General features: G+C 68.5%; 19 protein-coding genes. 12 read left to right on the top strand and 7 right to left on the bottom strand.

Features of this window, described 5'->3' with window-relative positions:
• Window positions 1–50: 50 nt before the first annotated feature.
• On the top strand, window positions 51–476 hold the full coding sequence (locus CCN51_RS18815; protein WP_014172719.1) for an ATP-binding protein: 426 nt from the start codon (window positions 51–53) through the stop codon (window positions 474–476).
• A 265-nt stretch (window positions 477–741) separates the two neighbouring features.
• On the top strand, window positions 742–1,092 hold the full coding sequence (locus CCN51_RS18810) for an ArsR/SmtB family transcription factor (RefSeq protein ID WP_043488450.1): 351 nt from the start codon (window positions 742–744) through the stop codon (window positions 1,090–1,092).
• A gap of 208 nt (window positions 1,093–1,300) precedes the next feature.
• Here CCN51_RS18810 and CCN51_RS18805 read toward each other — a convergent pair whose 3' ends face one another.
• The 3 genes from CCN51_RS18805 to CCN51_RS18795 form a co-directional block, all read right to left on the bottom strand.
• Window positions 1,301–1,639, bottom strand: a complete 339-nt coding sequence (locus CCN51_RS18805; protein WP_043488449.1) for an ArsR/SmtB family transcription factor — start codon at window positions 1,637–1,639, stop codon at window positions 1,301–1,303.
• Between the two features lie 259 nt (window positions 1,640–1,898).
• The gene (locus CCN51_RS18800; RefSeq protein WP_014172715.1) at window positions 1,899–2,567 is read right to left on the bottom strand and encodes an SGNH/GDSL hydrolase family protein; all 669 of its coding nucleotides are present in this window, start codon (window positions 2,565–2,567) and stop codon (window positions 1,899–1,901) included.
• An 81-nt stretch (window positions 2,568–2,648) separates the two neighbouring features.
• On the bottom strand, window positions 2,649–4,166 hold the full coding sequence (locus tag CCN51_RS18795) for an FAD-dependent monooxygenase (RefSeq protein WP_014172714.1): 1,518 nt from the start codon (window positions 4,164–4,166) through the stop codon (window positions 2,649–2,651).
• A 58-nt stretch (window positions 4,167–4,224) separates the two neighbouring features.
• On the opposite strand from CCN51_RS18795, the gene CCN51_RS54375 reads away from it, so the two are divergent.
• The 3 genes from CCN51_RS54375 (at window position 4,225) to CCN51_RS18785 (ending at window position 5,683) form a co-directional block, all read left to right on the top strand.
• On the top strand, window positions 4,225–4,404 hold the full coding sequence (locus CCN51_RS54375; RefSeq protein ID WP_143675833.1) for a hypothetical protein: 180 nt from the start codon (window positions 4,225–4,227) through the stop codon (window positions 4,402–4,404).
• A gap of 30 nt (window positions 4,405–4,434) precedes the next feature.
• Window positions 4,435–4,920 carry a VOC family protein gene (locus CCN51_RS18790; protein WP_014172713.1) on the top strand — a complete coding sequence of 162 codons (486 nt, stop codon included), beginning with the start codon at window positions 4,435–4,437 and terminating at the stop codon, window positions 4,918–4,920.
• A 289-nt stretch (window positions 4,921–5,209) separates the two neighbouring features.
• Window positions 5,210–5,683 carry a hypothetical protein gene (locus CCN51_RS18785; protein ID WP_238545239.1) on the top strand — a complete coding sequence of 158 codons (474 nt, stop codon included), beginning with the start codon at window positions 5,210–5,212 and terminating at the stop codon, window positions 5,681–5,683.
• A gap of 41 nt (window positions 5,684–5,724) precedes the next feature.
• Here the strand turns inward: CCN51_RS18785 and dnaE are convergent, their stop codons facing one another.
• Window positions 5,725–9,321 (bottom strand): DNA polymerase III subunit alpha, encoded by a 3,597-nt coding sequence (gene dnaE, locus CCN51_RS18780; RefSeq protein ID WP_043488442.1) that lies wholly within the window; start codon window positions 9,319–9,321, stop codon window positions 5,725–5,727.
• Between the two features lie 254 nt (window positions 9,322–9,575).
• Here dnaE and CCN51_RS18775 point away from each other — a divergent pair, with 254 nt between their 5' ends.
• On the top strand, window positions 9,576–10,526 hold the full coding sequence (locus CCN51_RS18775) for a LysR family transcriptional regulator (protein WP_014172710.1): 951 nt from the start codon (window positions 9,576–9,578) through the stop codon (window positions 10,524–10,526).
• A 16-nt stretch (window positions 10,527–10,542) separates the two neighbouring features.
• Here CCN51_RS18775 and CCN51_RS18770 read toward each other — a convergent pair whose 3' ends face one another.
• A complete protein-coding gene (locus CCN51_RS18770; protein ID WP_014172709.1) occupies window positions 10,543–12,840 on the bottom strand; it encodes an FdhF/YdeP family oxidoreductase in 2,298 nt (765 codons plus the stop codon).
• Between the two features lie 186 nt (window positions 12,841–13,026).
• Between CCN51_RS18770 and CCN51_RS18765 the strand changes: the two genes are divergently transcribed.
• Window positions 13,027–13,980 (top strand): LysR family transcriptional regulator, encoded by a 954-nt coding sequence (locus tag CCN51_RS18765; protein WP_014172708.1) that lies wholly within the window; start codon window positions 13,027–13,029, stop codon window positions 13,978–13,980.
• 66 nt (window positions 13,981–14,046) lie between these two features.
• Here CCN51_RS18765 and CCN51_RS18760 read toward each other — a convergent pair whose 3' ends face one another.
• Together CCN51_RS18760 and CCN51_RS18755 are read right to left on the bottom strand one after the other, a co-directional pair.
• The gene (locus CCN51_RS18760; RefSeq protein WP_014172707.1) at window positions 14,047–15,123 is read right to left on the bottom strand and encodes a D-2-hydroxyacid dehydrogenase; all 1,077 of its coding nucleotides are present in this window, start codon (window positions 15,121–15,123) and stop codon (window positions 14,047–14,049) included.
• Window positions 15,120–15,758, bottom strand: coding sequence for an RraA family protein (locus CCN51_RS18755; protein WP_014172706.1), 639 nt, complete (start codon window positions 15,756–15,758; stop codon window positions 15,120–15,122). The genes CCN51_RS18760 and CCN51_RS18755 overlap by 4 nt, the downstream gene beginning before the upstream one ends.
• Before the next feature lie 751 nt (window positions 15,759–16,509).
• Here CCN51_RS18755 and CCN51_RS18750 point away from each other — a divergent pair.
• From CCN51_RS18750 to CCN51_RS18730, 5 genes are read left to right on the top strand one after another with little or no spacing between them, the layout of a single operon-like run.
• Window positions 16,510–17,886: an MFS transporter gene (locus CCN51_RS18750; protein ID WP_014172705.1), complete on the top strand. Its 1,377-nt coding sequence runs from the start codon at window positions 16,510–16,512 to the stop codon at window positions 17,884–17,886.
• 30 nt (window positions 17,887–17,916) lie between these two features.
• On the top strand, window positions 17,917–18,726 hold the full coding sequence (locus CCN51_RS18745) for a 5-oxoprolinase subunit PxpA (RefSeq protein ID WP_014172704.1): 810 nt from the start codon (window positions 17,917–17,919) through the stop codon (window positions 18,724–18,726).
• A 19-nt stretch (window positions 18,727–18,745) separates the two neighbouring features.
• Window positions 18,746–19,483 (top strand): 5-oxoprolinase subunit B family protein, encoded by a 738-nt coding sequence (locus tag CCN51_RS18740; RefSeq protein WP_014172703.1) that lies wholly within the window; start codon window positions 18,746–18,748, stop codon window positions 19,481–19,483.
• Entirely contained in the window at window positions 19,480–20,484 is a 1,005-nt protein-coding gene (locus tag CCN51_RS18735; protein WP_014172702.1) for a 5-oxoprolinase subunit C family protein, read from the top strand. The genes CCN51_RS18740 and CCN51_RS18735 overlap by 4 nt, the downstream gene beginning before the upstream one ends.
• Before the next feature lie 53 nt (window positions 20,485–20,537).
• Entirely contained in the window at window positions 20,538–21,335 is a 798-nt protein-coding gene (locus CCN51_RS18730) for an SDR family oxidoreductase (protein WP_043485906.1), read from the top strand.
• The last annotated feature ends 2 nt before the right edge of the window (window positions 21,336–21,337 follow it).

The following is a 21,337-nucleotide window of genomic DNA, read 5'->3' as shown; positions in this document are numbered from 1 at the left end:
CACTCCTCCTGCTCCCTCCGTATGGTCGAGATCTCCGGTGCGGAGGCGTGATGTTCACACAGCTCCAAGCCCTGCCCCACCGACATGTGCTCACGCTGCCCAGCGCACCCGCCGCCGTCCGCAGCGCCCGCGAGACTGCCGAGCAGGCCCTGGTCGAGTGGGGGATCGGTCTGCGCCACCCCGTGGTGGGCCCGGCCCTGCTGATCCTCAGTGAGCTGGTCACCAACAGTGTCCGGCACGCCGCCGAGCTCTCCCCGCAGCTCACCGTGATCTACGCGGCGAGCGACGTCCACCTGGCCTTCTCCGTCCACGACCGCCACCCCTACCAGCCGCCGCTGTCCGAGCTCGCCAACAGCACCGGGACCAGCGGCTTGGCCACCGTCATGGAACTCACCTTCGCTCTGGAGGGCACTGCGGTCATCCGCGGCGACACCGATGGCCAGGGCAAGAGCATCTGGATCACCCTCCCCCTCTGACCGGACTGACCGGACCGGAGACCGACCGGGCAAGTGATCCCCCTCCGGCTCACCGGGCGGCCCGGCCCGGGGGCTCACGCCATCCTCTCTCATGGATCTCGGCAATTGCTAATGTTGCTAATTGCCCAGATTTCCTCGGCGCGGATTCGGTCTGGCCGGTGCCGCACGCGAGGATGGGCCGCATGTTCTTGATGAGCGGGTGGATGCGATGCGCCGAAGTCCGGCCGGTGGGGCCGTGCTGCTGGGCCGGGAAGGGGGCGGCGCGATGAGTACGCCGCTGTACCAATTGAAGGCCGAGTTCTTCAAGACCCTCGGTCACCCAGCGCGTATCCGCGTCCTGGAGCTGCTGAGCGAACGCGAGCACGCGGTTGCGGAGATGCTGCCCGAGGTGGGCATCGAGCCCGCGCACCTGTCCCAGCAGCTGGCCGTGTTGCGGCGGGCCAACCTGGTCGTGACCCGCAAGGAGGGCTCCACGGTGTACTACTCGCTGACCAGCCCGCACGTCGCGGAACTCCTCCGGGTGGCGCGCACCATCCTGTCCGGGGTGCTGGCCGGCCAGGCCGAGCTGCTCGCCGATCTTCAGGCCGGCCAGGGAGCGGGGAACCCGCCGTCCTAGCCGGCGGCCTTTGACCGGCGGACTCGGCAGCCCGCTCGCCCTAAGGCCGGCGTCCCGTCGACGGCATCCCCGCACCATCTTCTGGGCCTCGCGTCCGGAAAGGCCCGCTGCTACTTATCGGCGTGCTGCCCCACGGGCGGCGGCGCATGCTCGATCGCCGCCATCGGCCTGCCGCGCCGCCACGGCAGGCGAAACCCGCCAGTGCCGGTCACCGTGCCGTCTCCGCCGCCCGCAGTTCGTCCAGCAGGTCCTGCCGACCTGACAGCAACACGGCCAGGATCCGCCGCGCGGCGGCAAGCAACTCCGCGACATCGCCGCCTGCCAGTGCGTAGACCACCGTCGACCCGGACCGCGTCGCAGTCACGATCCCCGAGCGGCGCAATACGGCCAGTTGCTGTGACAGGTTCGACGGCTCGACCTCGATCGCCGCGAGCAGATCCCGTACCGGCTTCGGTCCGTCCTGCAGCAGCTCCAGCACCCGGATACGGACCGGGTGACCGAGCATCCGGAAGAACTCGGCCTTCGCCTCATAGAGCGGAACAGGCATCCCGATCACCCCTCTCCCGCTTCCGTCGCGTCGGTCCTGACGTCAATCCCAAGCTCCCGCGCCACCCGCACCGCGCCGTCCAGCTCGTCCTCGGACCGCACTCACTCCACGGAAACTAGTGAATTGAAGAACTCTTCAAGAGTAGTGCACGACCGTACAGGCCCCGCAATCCGCTCCGGTGACGTCCGGCCCGCCCGGGGCGGCCCGACCGGCCAGGATCCTCGCGATCGCCGATGGCGCAGGTGATCGCGAGGCCCGGTCACGCGACCAGGCGCAGCCAGGCCGCCGCGAGTGCGGCGTGACCGGCCGGCGTCGGGTGTACGCCGTCCGCGGCCCAGTACTCCGGCTCGGTCGTCGCGGCGAGCTCGGCGAACATGCCGTCGGCGTCGAGCAGATGCGCGCCGTACTTGCGGGCGAGCTTGCGCACGACCTGGATCTTCGGGTCCAGGTCGGTGCGCCACTCCTTTCGCTCTTTCTCTCCGATGAGCGCGACACCGGCACCGGCCTCGACGACGCCGTGGATCGGCAGGAGGAATGGCTCGATGAGGATCAGCTTCGTGCCAGCCTCGGCGAGGGGCGTGAGCAGGCGGTCATAACCCGCTTCGAACTCCTCGGCGGGGATCACGTACCCCTTGGGGTCCAGCGTGTGCCAGCCCATGTCGTTGACCCCGACGAGGATCGACACCACGTCCGGGCGCGCGTCGAGTACGTCTGTCTGCCAGCGGGCTTCGAGGTCCATCACCTTGTCGCCCGCGTGCGCGGTGTTCAGCCAGGTCACGGGCCGGTCCGGGTGCCTGAGTCCCCACTCGCCCGCGACGCGAAGCGGGTAGCCGAACCCGAGACCGTCTTCGCTTTCCAGCCGTTGGCAGTCGGTGATCGAATCTCCGGTGAACATCACGGTGCTTCCCGGTCGGACAGTGATCGTCATGTGCGCTCCTTGAACTCGGGTGAGGAGAGGAAAGAACGAAAAGGGAACGGCGTAGCCGCTAAGGGGAACGGGGTAGCTGCTTCAGATTTCCGGGCTACCGAACCAATGGCCGGCGGCCCGCTCAAACGCTTCACGATCAGGGACGCGATCACCTGCCCAGACGACTATGCCGTCGGGTCGGACAAGCACGGCACCCAATCCGAGGTCGTTTCTCGCCGGACCGGCCGCATACCGCATCCGACCCTCCCAGCCCATCGCTGAACCGCGCAGGCATCGGTCGGTGCTGAAATCGAGCGCGACGCCCCGTCCGTCCCGCATCAGGTCGCCGAGGCGAGTGCCGTTTTCGAGGCGAAGATCCGGGGCGTTGCGGCCGACCAGTGGATGCTCGCTGCCAAGGTCGTAACGGATCGACGATCCCGACATCCTCTCGAACACGTAGGTCGTTCCGTCACGGGTCCCGATCAGGTCGCGAACCACTCCTTGGACCGCCTGGCCATGCGGGTCCGGCCGCATGGCCACCACCTGGGCGCGCGACCAGTCGAGCACCCCCGCGCCGATCGGATGGCGCTCGCGGGTGTAGGTGTCGAGTAGCCCGTCCGGCGCGTACCCGTGCACGGTCGCCGCGAGCTTCCAACCCAGGTTCATGGCGTCGCCGATGCCGGTGTTGAGTCCCTGCCCGCCAAGGGGTGAGTGGATGTGAGCGGCGTCGCCCGCGAGCAGCACGCGTCCCCGCCGGTAGGTCGTCGTCTGCATCGCCCGATCGGTGAAGCTCGAGGCGAGATGTACGTCGCCCAGCGTCACGTCGGTGCCGGATACCCGGCGCAGAACCGCCTGGAGATGGTCGCGAGTCGGCTGCTGCGAGCGATCGAACGCGCCGCCGTCGAAGTCCACCATGCCGATGTGCCCTTCCGAGGGCTGGAGGTACATGCCCGTCGGCGTCAGGTTGATCCCAGAGCGCAGCATCTCGGAATCGGCGACGGTGGCGTGCATGGTGTAACCGGTGAACTGCGGCTCGGTGCCCACGAATTCGAAGCCCGCGAGCCCACGCACCGCACTGCGTCCGCCATCGCAGCCGACGACCCAGCGCGCCGCGTACTCGTGCTCGCCGGCTTGCGCGACCGCGCCCTCATCGTTCTGGGCGATGCCTGAGACCGTGACGCCGTGCCTGATTTCCACGCCGAGCTGGGATGCCTGCTCGGACAGCAGCGTCTCGACCGCTTCGAGGTATGTCAGCATGCCCTCCATCGCCGGGCTGGGAAGCCGGTACGGCAGGGCAGTGACGTCGACCTGGGCCGGATCGAGCACCATGCCGGCGAAATGGCCCACGCCACGAGGGGGCGACGGCTCGGGCGCGTCGGGGTCCGCGCCGGGATCGTCATGGACGCCCGATGCCGTCAGCAGCTGGTGCAGCATCCCGCGGCGGTAGAACGCCTCGACCGACGCGGCGGACAGGCCCCGCGTCCCGAGCAGCTTCGCCTTGAACGGGGAGTGGAGCTCCGGCTCCCGCTCAAGCACCAGGACGGAGCAGCCCGCGAGACCAAGCTCGCAGGCAAGGAACAGACCAACCGGGCCGGCGCCCACGATCACTACGTCATGCACGAGTGATCCCCTTTCCTGACCTACAGCCGGATGGGCATCCGGCAGGACGTCTCGAAAGGTGCCGGACCTCACCGACATCGGACCGACAGCCCCCGATATGCCGCCGACACCACGGCTCCGCCGCCCGATCACCCCTGGCCCAAGCGCCGATCAGCCGGGAGGAGGCTCTGGCAGGCTGCAGCGGGTGCGGAGGCTGGACAAGAAGGGCAAGCTGGTCACGATCCACCTCGACTCCTGAGTGCCGAGCCAACCCGCCCTGAGGTGAGCCATGAGCGTGGAAGCTGACATCCCGAGCCTCGTCGGCGTCCACCACCTCAAGCTGCCAGTACGCGATCTCGCCCGCTCCGAGGAGTGGTACGGGCGCACGCTCGGCTACCGGCGGGCTGCCGAGTTCGTCGAGCAGGGGGTGTTGATTGAGGTCGTGCTGAGCCATCCGGCCGGCGGGCCGGACCTGGCGCTGCGGCTCGACCCGGGCCGGGCCGAGGCTGCCGCCGGCTTCGACTACTTCGCGATCGCGGTACCCGACAGCGCCGCGATCGAGGCGCTCGCCGCTCGTATGGAGGCCCTAGGTGAGCCGCACGGCGGCGTCTGGCGCGGGCTGCGTGGATGGGTGCTGCCAAGGCTGCATGACCCCGACGGTCACGAGGTGCGTTTCTACACCGTCGAGGAACACACCTCGCACGAGCCCGGCGAGGTCATGCGCATGGTGGACCCACTGGAGAGCGCCGAGCAGGTGCGGCCCGCCGCGCCGTAGGCGGCCCGACCGGAGGTTCCGCTGAGTGTCCCTCGGTCATCCTTGAGTCGACGAAGGCTTCCCCCGCATGGCGGACCAGCCCTCACCGTGCGGGGGACGCCGGCGGATGGGATGGGCTGCGATCTTCGAGATGCGTCACGCGAACGATGCCTGACGAATCGAAGGAGCAGTGATGTCCGACCTCCGCCCCGAAGCTCCCCCGGCGAACGGGTACCTGCGCCCCCCTTGGGCCGCCGGCCGTGTCCCCGTCTCCCCAGTGCCCCGCTGGGCGCGGATTGCCGCGCACGCAGTGCCCTTCACAATCCTGCCCTCGGGACTGTGGCGCATGGGGGTGATGCTGGCCATACCCGGCTTCGGCACAGCTGAGGCCCGCAACCACGGCGCCGGGCTCGATCTGTATCTGGTGCTGCTCTTCGTCATTTCCGAGGCACTCGGGTTACTCACCCTGGGACTGGTCCAGCCGTGGGGCGAGGCGGTGCCGCGCTGGATACCCCTGCTGGGCGGGCGCCGCATCCGCCCGCTCGCCGCGGTGGTCCCGGCCGCGCTGGGCGCACTCGCCTCCACGGGGGTCGTGTACTACTTCTTTCTCTCCATCCTCTTCGGAGGATTTCCCGCCGGACACACGACCCCTGAAGAGGTCATTTTGACGGTCTGTTATCTGCCGCTGCTCGCCTGGGGGCCGCTTCTGGGATCGGTGACGTACGCCTACTACCGCCGACGCACCAGCAGCCAGGGACAGCACACGCCCACTCCCTCGCCCTGAGCCCATCCATTGGGCCGCGGACTGGGGGACGCTGCCAGGGCTCACGCAATGCCTTGCCAGGCGTCGGCTCCGAAGGTGCCTTTGACATCGGAGGCGATGGTCGTGGGGTCCACCGTGGCTTGGAGGGCGTAGACGGTGGTCTTGTGTGCGCCGCGGACACTGAGGTGTACGGGGTTGTCGCCCGGGTGGGCCGCGAGGATGCGCTTGAGTTCTTTGACGGACTGTTCGGTGATGCGATGCGAGGGGAGCGAGAGCTTCACGGGCGGCTTGCCGCCGATTTCGGCGGAGGAGATGTCGAGGACGGAGAGTTCGCGGCCGAAGATGTTCAGTGTTCCGTCTCTGTCTTCGATCTTTCCCTTGACGGCGATGACGTTGTCTTCGGCCAGTGCGTGCTGCACGAGCTGGTATGCGGCGGGGAAGAAGAGGACCTCGATGCCGGCGTCGCGGTCCGCGAGGTTCACGATGGCCCAGGCGTTGCCCTGTTTGGTCATCTTGAGCTGGATGCCGGTGATCAGCCCGGAGAGCTGTACGTCCCCGGTGGTGCGGCCGGAGGCGAGCAGTTCGGCGATGGAACAGTCCCGTGCCCTGGAAAGGATGTGCTCGGCGCCGTCCAGCGGGTGGGCCGAGACGTAGAGTCCCAGCATTTCGCGTTCGGTTGCCAGGAGTTGTCTGCGGGGCCACTCTGTGTCGTCGACGGGGAAGTCGAGGCCGAAGGCCGGTTCGCTGCTTCCTTCGCCGCCCAGGTCGGCGAAGAGATCGTCTTGTCCGAAGCTTGCCGCTTTCTTCACGGGGATGATGGCGTCGATGGCGTCCTCGTGGATGGCGGTGAGGCCCTTGCGGGAATGGCCCAGGGAGTCGAAGGTGCCGGCCTTGATCAGGGATTCCGCAGCGCGTTTGTTCAGTGCGGGCAGGTCGACCTTGTCGAGGAAGTCGGCGAAGGAAGAGAATTTCCCTTTCCGGCGGCGCGCGTCGATGACGGCCTCGATGACGTTGTCACCGACGTTGCGTACGGACCGCAGCCCGAACCGTACGTCGTCGCCGACGGCGGTGAACTCGGCGACGGACTCGTTCACGTCGGGTTGGAGGACTCGGACGCCGTTCTTGCGGGCGTCGGCGAGGTAGATCGCGGCCTTGTCCTTGTCGTCGCCGACCGAGGTGAGCAGGGCGGCCATGTACTCGGCCGGGTAGTTGGCCTTGAGGTAGGCGGTCCAGTACGAGACGAGGCCGTAGCCGGCGGTGTGGGACTTGTTGAATGCGTAGCCGGAGAACGGGAGCATGACGTCCCACAGGGCCTTGATGGCCTCCTCGCCGTATCCATTGCCCCGCATGCCGGAGTGGAACTTGTCCCACTCCGCGGCCAGTACCTCCGGTTTCTTCTTGCCCATCGCGCGGCGCAGCAGGTCGGCGCCGCCGAGGGTGTAGCCGGCCAGTTCCCGGGCGATGGCCATGATCTGCTCCTGGTAGACGAGCAGATGGAAGGTGTTGCCGAGGATCGGCTCCAGAGCGTCGCGGAGTTCGGGGTGGATCGGGGTGATCTCCTGGCGGCCGGTTTTGCGGTGCGCGTAGTTGGTGTGCGCGTTGGCCGCCATGGGGCCGGGCCGGTAGAGAGCGTTGACCGCGGCGATGTCCTCGAACCGGGTGGGTTCCATCTGCTTCAGCAGGACGCGCATGCCGCCGCCGTCGAGCTGGAAGACACCGAAGGTGTTGCCTTCGGCCAGCAGCCGGTATGTCGTGGCGTCGTCGAGAGGGATCACGACGGTGGACGGGTCGCCGTCCAGGGGATCTACGGTGGCCAGGCTGGTGCCCCGGTTCTCGCGGATGTTCTCGATGGCCTGGTCGATGACCCCCAGGTTCCGCAGCCCCAGGAAGTCCATTTTGATCAGGCCCATGGCTTCGCAGGACGGGTAGTCGAAGCCGGTGATCTTCACGCCGTCCGAGGCACGCATATGCAGCGGAATGCGGTCGGTGAGCTTCGTTTTGGAAAGGATCACCGCCGCGGCGTGCACTCCGGTGCCGCGGGTGAGGCCCTCCACCCCGCGGGCGGTGTCGATGACCCGCTTCACATCCTGTTCGTTGTCGTACATCTGCCGGATCTCGCCGGCCTCGCCATACCGCTCGTGGGAGGAGTCGAAGACGGCAGCCAGCGGGGCGGACTTGCCGTTCTGGTCCGGCGGAAGCGCTTTGGTGATCCGCTCGCCGTGGGAGTAGGGGTAGCCGAGGATGCGTGAGGAGTCCTTGATCGCGTTCTTGGCCTTGATCTTGCCGAACGTGTTCACCATGGCGGTGTACTCCTCGCCGTACTTCTCGGTGACGTAGCGGACCATCCGGTCGCGCTGACGGTCGTCGAAGTCGAGGTCGACATCCGGCGGGTTGATGCGCTCGGGGTTCAGAAAGCGTTCGAACAGCAGACCGTGTTCCAGGGGGCACAGCTCGGTGATGCGGGTCGCGTAGGCAACGATCGAGCCGGTGCATGAACCCCGGCCCGGACCGAGCGGGATCTTGTTCTCCCGGGCGTGGCGGCAGATGTCCGCCACGACGAGGAAATACGAGCTGAAGCCCATGGGGCCGATGACCGACATCTCGGTTTCGAAGCGATCCAGGATGTGCTGGGGGACCGGGGCTCCGTAGCGCATCGCCAGCCCCTCGAGAACTTCCTTACGCAGCCACGACTCCTGGGTTTCGCCTTCGGGCACGCCCGGGAACCGCGGCATCTCGTCGACGTAGTCGAAGACCTCGTCGTAGGACTCGATACGCTCGGCGATCAGCAGAGTGTTGTCGCAGGCTTCCGGAAGCTCCGAGAACAGGCTGCGCATCTCAGCGGCCGTCTTGAGGTAGTAGCCGGAGCCGTTGAAACGGAAGCGGCCCGGGTCGTCCTTGTTCTTGCCGACACCGATGCACAGCAGACTGTCGTGAGCGTCGGCCTGGTCCTCGGTGACGTAGTGCGCGTCATTGGTGGCCAGGAGCGGAATGTTCAGTTCCGTGGCCAGCCGCAGCAGGCCCTCCCGGACCTCACGCTCGATGTCCAGGCCGTGGTCCATCAGCTCCAGGAAGTAGTTCTCGCGGCCGAAGATCTCCTGGTACGCCGCGGCAGCGGCCTTCGCCTCGGCGTACTGGTTCAGCCGCAGGCGGGTCTGGACCTCGCCGGACGGGCAGCCGGTGGTGGCGATGATTCCGTCCGGCCGGTCTGCGATCAACTCCCGGTCCATACGCGGCTTTCCGGCAGGGAACTGACCCTCGTAGCTGGCCTGCGTGCTGAGCCAGAACAGGTTCCGCAGGCCCTGGCTGTTCCGTGCCCACATGGTCAGATGAGTGAAACGGCCGCCACCGGAGACATCTTTCGACCCTTCACCGTCCGCGCTTGTTGCGCGTCGGCCTCCCGGCCCCCAGAACTCCTGCTTCCGGACGAACCGAGAGGAAGGCGCCACGTACGCCTCGATGCCGATGATCGGTTTGATCCCCTCGAAGCCCTTCGCGACCTGAGCGAACTCATAGGCGCCGAACATGTTGCCGTGATCGCTCATCGCGATCGCGGGCATCCCCTGCCGGGCCACCTCGCCGAACATCGGCTTCAGCTTCTGCGCGCCGTCCAGCATCGAGTATTCGGTGTGATTGTGCAGATGAACGAAGGAATCCGGCATGGGCGGGTCGCCTCCGGGGTGAGTAGGAAGCCCCATCCCGGCCAGAGACGCGATGGTGGCCTTGTCGGTGGCCGACCGCACCGGCATCGGCAGGCCCGGCAGCAATCCGGCAGCCGGGCCTGCATGCCTCCTGCCGTACTGCTTGCCAAACCACAGGTTGACCAGAGACATCAAAGCGAGCGTGGTGTACTGGAATCAAGCAACCATTTCGATGTTGAGACTCAACGATTGGTTGTCCATCTAGGATGGGCGGTATGGATCTCACTGCCGTGCGCACCTTCGTCACCGCCGTGGACGCGGGACAGTTCCAAGAAGCCGCCACCAACCTGTCGATCACCCCACAGGCTGTGTCCAAGCGCATCGCCGTGCTGGAGAAGGACCTCGGTGTGCAGCTGTTCAGCCGTACGGCCCGCGGAGCCCGGCTCACCATCGACGGGCAGGCGTTCCTTCCCTACGCCCGGGCCCTCCTCCAAGCCGAGGAACGGGCAGCCGCTTCCGTACGCCCAGGGCGCCGGGCGCTGCGCGTCGACGTGATCCGCTACCGGGTCTCAGTGGCGGGTCTGCTGCGAGACTTCCACCGTGCGTATCCCGAGACCGAGCTTGATGTCCTGACCCTGTTCGATTACGACACAGCCATTGCCGCCGTCCGGTCCGGGACGATCGACGCGACGTTCCGAGCCGTGACCATGCCGGGCCGGCAGCTTCCCGACGGTGTCGAGGCCACTCCGGTCTTCGACGAACCGCTGTACCTGTTCACCGGGCCGGCTCATGAGTTCGCCGGCGCCCGCGCGATCGCTCCCGCCCAGCTCGCCGGGCGCCGGATCTGGATGCCCGGCAACATGCCCGGCACCGAGTGGGCCGCCTACTATGACGAACTCGCCGCCACGTTCGGTCTCACCATCGACGCGGTCGGCCCGAACTTCGGTGTCGAGCATCTGCTCGACACCATCGCGGACTCCACGACGCTGGCCACCTTCGTCAGCGAGCAGACCCCGCTTGTCTGGCCCGCCGGCCACGATCTGCGACACATCCCCCTGCACGAACCGACACCGGTCTACCCCCACTCACTGATCTGGCGCACCGACAACCCCCACCCCGCCCTGGCCGCCCTGCGCCACCATCTCACCTCCGCCTATCCCGGCCGCGCCAACGACGGCATCTGGACGCCGAAATGGGCCCAGCCCGCTCAGCCAGAACGCGCATGACCGATCTTGGTGGCTTTCAACGTGTCGCCCCGGCGGCCCGTTCCAGGCGGACGATCACGCTCTTCGACGTGGGCGTGTTGCTGATGTCCGCGACGCTGTCGAGCGGCACAAGGACGTTGGTCTCCGGGTAGTAGGCGGCCGCCGAACCCCGGGGCGTCGGGTAGGCGACGACGCGGAAGCCGTCGGCACGGCGCTCCGAGCCGTCGGTCCAGACGCTGACGAGATCGACGAGGCTGCCGTCGTCGAGGCCGAGGTCCGCGAGGTCGGCGCGGTTGACCAGGACGACGCGCCGGCCGCCCTTGATGCCCCGGTAGCGGTCGTCCATCGCGTACGGAATCGTGTTCCACTGGTCGTGCGAGCGCAGTGTCTGCAGGACCAGGTGACCCTCGGGCGCCTGGAGCATGGTGAAGTCGTTGACGGTGAAGACGGCCTTCCCGGCGGGCGTGCGGAACACCTTCTCGTTGACCGGGTTGGGCAGGTGGAAACCGCCTGGGCGCCGTACCCGCTCGTTGAAGTTCTCGAAGCCGTCGACGACCCGGGCGATGCGGTCGCGGACGAGGTCGTAGTCGGCCTCGAAGTCCGCCCAGGGGATGTCCGGTTCGGATCCCAGGACCTTGCGGGCGAGGCGGCTGATGATGGACACCTCGCTGAGCAGGTGTGCGGACGCGGGGGCGAGACGGCCGCGCGTCGCGTGCACCTCGCTCATCGAGTCCTCGACCGTCATGAACTGCTCGCCGCCCGCCTGGACGTCGCGATCACTGCGCCCGAGGGTGGGCAGGATCAGGGCGGTGCGTCCGCACACCGCGTGGGAGCGGTTGAGCTTCGTCGAAATGTGTGCGGTCAGACGGCAGTTGCGCAGGGCTCGCTCGGTGACTTCGCTGTCGGGCGTCGCCCTGACGAAGTTGCCCGCGACTCCGACGAACAGCTTGGCGCGTCCGTCGAGCATGGCCCGGATGGAGTCGACGGAGTCCAGGCCGTGCTTCGTCGGCGCGGTGAAACGGAACTCCCGTCCCAGCCGGTCGAGGAACGGCTGGGGCATGCGCTCCCAGATGCCCATGGTGCGGTCGCCCTGCACATTGCTGTGTCCGCGCACCGGGCACACTCCCGCGCCCGGACGGCCGATGTTGCCGCGCAGCAGAAGGAAGTTGACGACCTCGCGGATGGTGGGCACGCCGTGCTTGTGCTGGGTCAGGCCCATCGCCCAGCAGACGATGACACTGCGGCAGGCCAGCACCCGCTCGTGTACCTGCTCGATCTCGTCCCTGCTCAGGCCGGTGGCCTCCAGCACGGCGTCCCAGGACGTCTCGCGTATGTGCTCCGCGAAGGCGTCGTAGCCCGTGGTGTGCGACTCGATGAACTCGCGGTCCAGGACAGTGCCCGGCTCCTTGTCCTCGGCCTCCAGCAACAGCAGGTTCAGCGCCTGGAACAGGGCCAGGTCGCCCCCGGGCCGTATCTGCAGGAACTGGTCGGCGATGTCCGTGCCGCGGCCGATGATCCCGCGTGCCTTCTGCGGGTGCTTGAAGCGGAGCAGCCCCGCCTCGGGCAGGGGATTGACGGCGACGACGTGGCCGCCGCGGCGCTTTGTCTCCTCCAGCGCGGACAGCATGCGCGGGTGGTTGGTGCCCGGGTTCTGCCCCACGACGAAGATCAGGTCCGCGTTGTAGAGGTCGTCGAGGCTGACGCTGCCCTTGCCGATGCCCAGGGTCTCGTTCAGCGCCGAGCCGCTGGACTCATGGCACATGTTGGAGCAGTCCGGCAGGTTGTTGGTGCCGAAGGCCCGCGCGAAGAGCTGGAGCAGGAAGGCCGGTTCGTTCGCCAGTCGCCCGGAGGTGTAGAACAGCGCCTCGTCCGGGTGGTCCAGGGCACGCAGCTCATCGGCGAGCAGGTCCAGCGCCTCGTCCCAGCCGATCGGCTCGTAGTGGGTCGCGCCCTCGCGCAGCACCATCGGTTCGGTCAGCCGGCCCTGCTGGTTGAGCCAGTAGTCCGACTTGCGGCTCAGCTCGTCCACCGAGTGCTGCCGGAAGAACTCGGCCGTCACCCGCCGGGAGGTGGCCTCGTCACTGATGTGCTTGGCGCCGTTCTCGCAGTACTCGTTGCGGTGCCGCTTGCCCGGCGCCGGCTCCGGCCAGGCACAGCCCGGGCAGTCGAAGCCCTTCGCCTGGTTGATGTTGAGCAGGGTCAGCGCGGTGCGCTTGGGCGACGTCTGTCCGAGCGCGTACTGCAGCGCGTGTACGACCGCGGGAGCGCCGGTCGCCCATGTCTTGGGAGCCGTCACCGACAGCTCGTCCTGGTCCGGTTCGTCGAAATCCCGCATCGCACACCACGCCCTCTCCGTCCTGGGCGGCGAGCTCGCTCGGCGACGCGCCCACTTTTCGCACCCCACTCTTCGCCAGTGCTTGGGGGCAGGTCAAAGCGGTAGTTCCGATCGGCTGACAGGCAGCACCGATCACTGCAGTGTGGCCGGCGCCGGGCGCGGCCGGGCGCGGGGGATCATTGAGGCGTGCTGCTGCGCCAACTCGAATACCTCGTAGCCCTCGCCCGCGCCCGCCACTTCGCGAAGGCGGCCCAGGCATGCTTTGTCTCCCAGCCGGCCCTGTCCGAGGGCATCCGGAAGCTGGAGGAGGAACTCGGCATCCCTCTGGTCCAGCGGGGGCGTCGTTTCGACGGCTTCACACCGGAGGGCGAGCGGGTCGTCCTGTGGGCACAGCGCATCCTCGCCGACCGTGATGCGATGCGGGGCGAGATCCAGGCGCTGCGGGCGGGGCTCAGCGGCCGGCTGCGTATCGGCACCGTCCCGACCGCGTCCACGGCGGTCGCGCTGCTGACCCAGCCGTTCTGCGCCGCCAACCCGCTGGCCACCGTCCAGGTCTTCGCCGACCTGCAGGCCGAAGACATCGTGAACCGGCTGCGGACGTACGAACTCGATGCCGCCGTCACCTACCACAGCTCCGTCGCCGCGCACGACTTCAAGTTCGTACCGCTGTACCGGGAACGCCATGTGCTGCTGACCCAGCGGTCCGCACCCGACTCCGGCGCCGCCGAGATCTCCTGGGAGGAGGCCGCCCAGTACCCCCTGTGTCTGCTGCACCCCATGATGCAGGGCCGTCAGGTGCTCGACGCGGTGTTCGAGACCGTGGGCGTATCTGTGACCCCGCGGGTCGAGACCGACTCGATCGCCTCCCTGTTCGCACAGGTCAGAGCCGGTCAATGGGCGAGCATCGTGCCGCACGCCTGGCTGCATGTCTTCGGTGTGCCCGGGGGTATGCGCGCCGTTCCGCTGGTCCGCCCGGTCCGTACGGAGCGCATCGGCCTGGTGCTCCCGGCCCGTGAGCCGGTCTCCGTGATCGGGCAGGCGCTGATCGACGTCGTGGAGCGGGCCGGCATCGCCGCCACACTGGAACGGCTGCCCCACCAGGCGCCGGGCGACGACACCCCGTTCGGCGTGCAAGGTTAGCTTTTGCCCCTGGCGCGTTGCCGGTGAGGCCGAAGCGGGAGGCCATACGTGTGGCCGTCTTCCCGGTCAGTAGAACTCGACGGTGTTCACGCGGTTGATCAGGTCGCGTCCGTCGAGGAGCCGGGTGGCGTTGGCGGCGAAGAGTTCGGCGATGAGGCGGTCCTCCGCCGTGTCGAGCGCGGCGGTGTGCGGGCTCACCAGTACGCGGTCGTGGTCCCACAGCGGGCTGTCGGCCGGCAGTGGCTCCGACTCGAAGACGTCCAGCGCGGCGAAGCCGACCCGGCCGGAGGCGAGCGCGTCGGTCAGGGCGGTCTCGTCGACGACGCTGCCGCGCCCGACGTTGACGAAGCAGGCGCCGGGCCGGAGGGCGGTGAAGAACCGTTTGCCGAGGAGGTGTTCGGTCGCCTCGGTTCCGGGAAGCGTGTTCACGACGGCGTCCACGGTGGGGGCCACCTCAGCAATACGGTCGGGGTGCACTACGGCGGAGACACCAGGGACACTGACGCCCCTTCTGCTGGTGCCGATGACTGTCGCGCCCAGCGCGTGCAGCGCCGCGGCGACGGCGCGGCCGATCCCGCCGAGCCCGAGTACGAGAACGGTCTGCTGGTGCACCTGCCCCATCGTCCAACGGCCGCTCCATTCGTGGTCGCGCTGCTGGCGGTTCAGGCGGGGCAGGTCCTTGGCTCCGGCCAGCACGCCGAAGACGGCGAACTCGGCGAGTGGGCGTCCGTGCACTCCGGCCGAGGTGGTGAAGAGGACCCGGCGGAGTTCTTCGGCGGTCAGCCCCGCGGCCTTGACCTGGCTGCCTCCGCCCGCGGCCATCGTGTGCACCCAGCGCAGGCGCGGGTTGGCCCGGACGGCGCGCGCCAGGGCGGCCGGGTTCACGTCGGGGATGCCGTACAGGGCGTCGGCCGAGTCGATCGCGGCCTCGTAGGCGCGTTGCTGGTGGGGGGTGCGCTGCCAGTCCGGGTCGCCGGCGAAGTCGGCGGGCCAGCGCATCGGCGGGAGGAGAGAGGGGTCGACGACGAGGTCGATGCGCGGTTCCAGCTCCTGGATGCGCGCGCGGTTCTCCTCGGACAGCGGTGCGGCAACGGCGACGCGCAGGCGGCCCGCAGCCTCGTCCCGGCCGCCCCGGCCGGTCATCGCGAGGCCTTGGTGCGCAGCGCCTCGACCTCGGCGTCGAGAGCGGCCTCGCGGGCGACGATCTCCTCCACGGCCCTCAGCGCTTCGTCGGCGCGTTCCGGCGGGATGACGATGACGCCGTCCCCGTCGGCGGCGACGATGTCCCCCGGGTTCACCACGACACCGCCGATGGCGACGGGTTCTCCGATCGTGCCCGGGCCGTTCTTGAAGGGTCCGGCGGGAGTCAGCCCACGGGCGAAGACCGGGACGCGGAGTTGTTCGATGATCGCGGCGTCGCGTACGTATCCGTCGACGACCGCGCCGACGGCACCGTGCACGGCGAAGCGCTGGGCGAGGTTGTCGCCGATGATGGCGCGGCCGTCGTAGCCGAAGGCGTTGATGACGAGAAAGTCGCCGGGGCGGATGTGTTCGAGCGCCGCGATCACGGCTTTGTTGTCGCCGGCGACGGTGAGGACTGGCAGTGCCGTGCCGACAGCTTTGGCGCCGTTCCAGATGGGGGCGATGCCTCCGTCGACGATGTTCAGCCGGTCGAGGGCGTCGCCGAGGTTGGCCACGGAGTGGGTACGGAACTGCTCGAGCACATGCTCGTCGACGCGTTTCCATGTGGTGTTCACGCGCACGTTGTCCTGGGTCATCGCAGGTTCCTTCGGGTGGTGTGGGTGCGGGAAGAAGGGGCGGAGCGGATCAGGGACGCCCCATCCCAGAAACTGCGAAAGCTTTCGCGTTTTGCGTGAGTCAGTGTGCATCGATCCGGGGCACAACACAAGAGGTGACGGCAAGGTCGCGGCGACACTGACGCGACGCCACGCGACCTGGTGAGATTGGCGCCGGGGTCGGCTTCGCCCGCGTGGCCGAAACAGGTCGTACGCGATGCCCGCAGGCCGTGGAATCCGGCTTCATGTCGCCTAGGGGGCCGCACAGTCCAAGGCGGAAGCGTGCTGGAACCCGAAGGTTAAATTGAGGGCAACGTACATCCTTGACCACCTCAGAGTGCGAACCTATTCTCATTCGCGATTCAAGTCGCAACTTGGCTCTGGCGCTGTTCTGCGGCCCTCTACCGTGACGTCTCCTCCCCGCCCCACACTCGGGCGAGCAACGACGGCCTGGGACGACCCGTACGGACGCCATGGCACCCCGTGCAGCGGGGAGGTGGCGAGCCGACACGGCGGTGGTCCGGCATCGGGCCACCGCCAGCCCCCGAAGGACGGGTTCCTGGACAGCGTCAGAGCCGCACAACTCCCCTGAGGCGCCATCACCGCCTGCCCCTTGGTGCCCACCACGCATGGGTGCACCCCGGCGCAGGCGCGATCGCCGGCAGCGGTCACGTTCAGCGCACGATCCTCAGGACACCGTCCCCGGAGTCCGCGACACCGAAAGTGAACGCGTATGACAACGTCAGATCGGCTCGACATTCCAGCAGACCGTCACGAGGCATCATCGGAGACCACCGGCGCGGCAGCGGTCGATGTCGCCTCCGCCAACGGCAGGGTCGTCCGAAAGGCCACCATCGCGGGCGCGGTGGGCTCCTTCGTCGAGTGGTACGACTACGGCATCTACGGCCTTCTCGTCACCTATCTCGCGATCAACATCATGGGCGAGGCCGGCGCCGGAAATCTCTTCCTCACCAACGTCGGCTTCCTGATCAGCTTCATCGCCCGGCCGTTCGGCAGCGTGATCTGCGGATACCTTGGGGACAAGCTGGGCCGCAAGGGTCTTCTCGCCACCCTTCTGGTGCTGATATCCGCCGCGACCGCGGCCATCGGCCTCATCCCGTCCCACGCTGTCATCGGTGTCGCGGCGCCCGCCCTTCTCGTGCTCTTCCGGGTGCTGCAGGGCTTCTCCGCAGGCGGTGAGGTGGCCGGCGCCATGTCCTTCGTCGGCGAATACGCGCCCGCCGCCCGCCGCAACTACATGATGAGCTTCATCGCCGTAGGCTCCTTCGTCGCCCTGATGTTCGGCAGCGCCTTCTCCGCCGTCCTCATCACGACCCTCGGCGACGCCTCGATGACTTCCTGGGCGTGGCGGGTGCCGTTCCTGCTTGCCGTTCCGCTGGGCTACGTCGGCTTCTACATCCGCCGCCAACTGGAGGAGACCCCGCATTTCAAGGCGCTGCGCGAGCAGAAGACCGTCGCGCGCAACCCACTGAGGGAGGCCTTCACCTCCCGGCGTCACCTGAAGGCCATCGCCCTCACGATCTTTCTGCCCGCGCTCAACGGCCCCGGCTACTACCTGCTGTTCGTCTACATGCCGACCTATCTGAAGACCTCGCTCGGCGCGCACAACTTCTCGATGCTGAGGGCGCTCACGGTCACCTCGTTCAGCCTGGTCGCCATCGCGATCTGCATTCCGCTCATGGCACGCCTGTCGGACCGGATCGGCCGCAAGCCCGTGCTCACCGGCTCCGCCATCGCCATGGCGGTCGTCTCGTACCCGATGTTCAAGCTCATCACGACCGGGGAGTTCGGGCTGGCCTGCATCGGCACCATCGTCCTTGCGATCGCCTTCTCCGGGCATGCCGCCGTCGTACACACCACGCTCGCCGAGATGTTTCCGACCAGTGTGCGCTACTCCGCTTACAGCATCGGGTTCAGTATCTCGACGGTCATCTTCGGCGGCAGTGCTCCGCTGGTGATGACCGAGCTGATCAAGTCGACCGGTTCCAACCTCATCCCGGCTTTCGCCTCCATCATCACCGCCCTGATCACCCTGGTCACCGTCGCCTTCCTGCGCGAGACCAAGGGCGAGCCCCTCGCAGCCGGCTGAACCATCCACCCCCACACCGGGAGAGACACCATGGGAATCAACTCCGTAGCCGTCGTCGCCGACCTCGGCGAGAGCTTCGGCAACTACACGATCGGCGACGACGGCGCCTTGCTCACCCTCGTCACCTCGTCGAACATCGCCTGCGGCTTCCACGCCGGTGACCCGCGCATCATGGACCGGACCGTCGCCGACTGTGTCGAGCGCGGCATCGAACTGGGGGCCCACCCCGGCTACCCCGACCTGGTCGGCTTCGGCCGCCGGCTCATCGAGGCGACCGAGGAGGAGATCCGCACCGACGTCCTCTACCAGCTCGGCGCGCTCGACGCCTTCGCGCGGGTGCACGGCGGCACCATCAGCCACGTCGCCCCGCACGGCCGCATGGGGTCGATCGCGCAGACCGATGCCAAGCACGCCCGGGCCATCACCGACGCGATCGCCGCGTACAACACCGACTACATCGTCATCTGCCAGCGCGGTCTGCTCGCCGAGGAGTCGCGCAAGCGCGGTCTGGAGGTCGGCTATGTGTTCCTGGCCGACCGCGGTTACGGCGACGACGGCATGCCCGTTCCGCGCTCCCACGAGGGCGGACTGATCTACGACCCCGAGCTGATCGGCGAGCGCTCCGCGCAGGTCGTACGGGAGGGCACCGTCCGCTCGGTCAGCGGCAATGTGGTCCCGCTCGGCCACGACGCCGATGTCCTGCTCCTGCACGGCGACCACCCGACCGTCCTCGCGAATGGCACCGCGCTGCGCGCCGCGCTCGACGCCGCGGACATCCGGGTCGCCGGTCTGCGCGAGGTCCTGGCGGAGAAGGCGCAGGTCGCGCTCGCCGCCGGCTGAGGGCTGCGGGCACCAGGCGATGACCACAGCACAGTACGGCGCCATCACCGTCGAGCCCTTCGGGGACTCGGCGGTGATGGTGACCATCCCCCATGCCGACCAGGCCATCCGAAGGGCCGGGATCGTGGCCTTCCGCGACCGGTTCTTGGCACACCGCCCGCACGGTGTGCTCGACGTTGTCTCTGGTCTCGAATCCCTGCTCATCGAGTTCGACCCGATGCAGACCGCGCTCGAGCACGTGGAGTACGCGGCTCGTCTGGTGGCGCGGTGGGCGCCGTCGCCCACGGACGGCCCGGCCCGCCGGCGGGCGGTGCGGACATTCGCCATCCCCGTCGTCTTCGACGACGACAGCGGCCCCGATATGGCGTCCGTCGCCGAAGAACTGGGCATGGCCCCCGCCGACGTCGTCGAGGCGATCGCGGAGTCCACCTTCACGATCGCCCTGCTCGGTGCGGCGATGGCCCCGATGATGGACGGGCTCAAGGTGCCCGGACCGGTGCGTCGGCGGGCCGAACCACGGACGGACGTCGCCCCCGGAGCAATCATGATCGCCGGGACCAACGCGATCATCCAGCCGTTCCCCGGCCCGACCGGCTGGCGGGTGGTCGGGCGTACTCCGCACACCATCGTCGACATCTCCCGCCCGGACCCCGTCTCGTTCGGCACCGGCGACATCGTGCGCTTCGTCCCCGTCACGCGGGACGAGGCGTGCGCGCTGGACGCCGGCTTCCTGCTGCCGACGGAGGAGGCCGTATGAAGACCGTGGCGCTCGACATCACCAGCACCGGATGGGTCACTACGTTTCAGGACCTCGGCCGCCGTGACACGGAACGGCGCGGTGTGCCCACCGGCGGCGCGGCCGACCAGCACTCGGCGGCCGTCGCGAATCTCCTCGTGGGCAACCCCCGCGGCGCGGCACTGATCGAGAACCTCGGAGGTGAGCTGGCCTTCGTGCCCGACGCCGATGTCCTGCTCGCCGTGACCGGCGCACCCGCCCGGGTCACCGTCGCCGGTTCGCCCGCCGACGGGTGGTCGCCGCTGGTCGTGCCGGCGGGCCATGAGGTCCGGGTCCGTGGGGACATGGACCAGGGGACCCGCACCTATTTGGCCGTGAACGGAACGCCGCGCACCAAAACCCTTCTGGGCAGCGCCGCCCCGGACGCCCGGATGGGATTCGGACAGGCCGTCACCCGGGGCTCGCGCGTGCTGCTCGAGACGGAGTTCCGGGGGTTTCGGCGTCGGCTGTTCGAGCCGCCGCTGTTCCGGCTGCCCGTCCCCGTCCCGCGTTTCGACGCCGGCCCCTGGGACATCGATGTCGTCGCCGGCCACGGCGTCCAGGCGATCGCCGGCATCCGCGAGGTAATCGAGGAGGCGACCTACGTCGTCACCCCTCGCTCCAACCACGTCGGGCTCCGGCTCGACGGACCGGTACTTCACCCGGACACCGACACCGAGATCGTGTCCCACGGCGTGCCCATCGGGGCGCTGCAGATCCCGCACGCGGACGAGCTGATCGTCCTCGGCCGCTACCGGAGCCTGACCGCGGGCTATCCCATCGTCGGCGTCGCCTCACGGGCGTCCCTGCCCCTGCTCGGGCAGGCCGGACCGGGGCGCCGGCTCCGGTTCCGCTGGATCGACCGGGAGGCGTCGCTCCGTCGCTTCGCGCGCCGTGAAGCCGAGGTCCGCGCGCTCGGGTACGCGGCTGCCGAGGCATTCGGCGCTCTGGGCTTCATGGAACCCTTGCGTCACATGAATTGAGAATCTATTCTCATTTAGTACGTGAATCTCACATCAGTCATGGAGGAGGAACGGTGGCAACATCGCCCGGCACGACCGCGCTCATCACAGGAGCCGGCAGCGGGATGGGACTGGAGACCGCACGACTGCTCGCCCGGGACGGCGCCGCCGTCGTACTGCTCGGCCGCAGACAGCAGACGCTCGACGCCGTCGCCGCCACGATCCGCGCCGAGGGAGGGACCGCCCTCGCCCTCGCCACGGACATCACCCGCGCGGACGACGTGACACGCGTCCTCGACCGGGTACGAGCCGAACTCGGCCCGGTCGACGTCCTGGTCAACAACGCGGGCAGCGCCTCATCGGTGCTCAACCCGCAGTGGCTCCCACATGACGAGTGGCGCCAAGTCCTCGACGTCAACCTCACCGCGGTCTTCCAGCTCACCCAGGCCGTGCTTCCCGACATGCTCGGCCGCGGCACCGGGACCATCGTCACCGTCTCCTCGCTCGCCGCGGTCAACCCCAACCTGCTCGGCGGCGCTGCCTACGGCGCGGCCAAGGCCGGCGTCCGCAACTTCATGACCTTCCTGCACAACACCTTCCGCAACCAGGGTCTGCGGGCGATCACCGTGCTGCCGGGCGAGGCGGACACCCCCATCCTCGACAACCGCGCCAGACCCCCGGCGCCGGAGGAGCGCGCCGACATGGTGCGGCCCGAGGACGTGGCCGAGGCCATCCGCCTGGCCGTCGCCCTTCCCCAGCGCGTCGTCCTCCAGGAGATCGTCGTCGCCCCCACCCGGCAGCGCGACACCTCCGCCGACCTCGAGATCAGCCGCTGGGCGGGCGCGCCTGCCGACGCCGCACCGCAGGCCTGACC

Origin of the sequence: Streptomyces milbemycinicus (assembly GCF_002154605.1) — a bacterium.
Classification (GTDB): domain Bacteria; phylum Actinomycetota; class Actinomycetes; order Streptomycetales; family Streptomycetaceae; genus Streptomyces; species Streptomyces milbemycinicus.
This window is presented reverse-complemented; position numbering and strand designations above follow the sequence as displayed.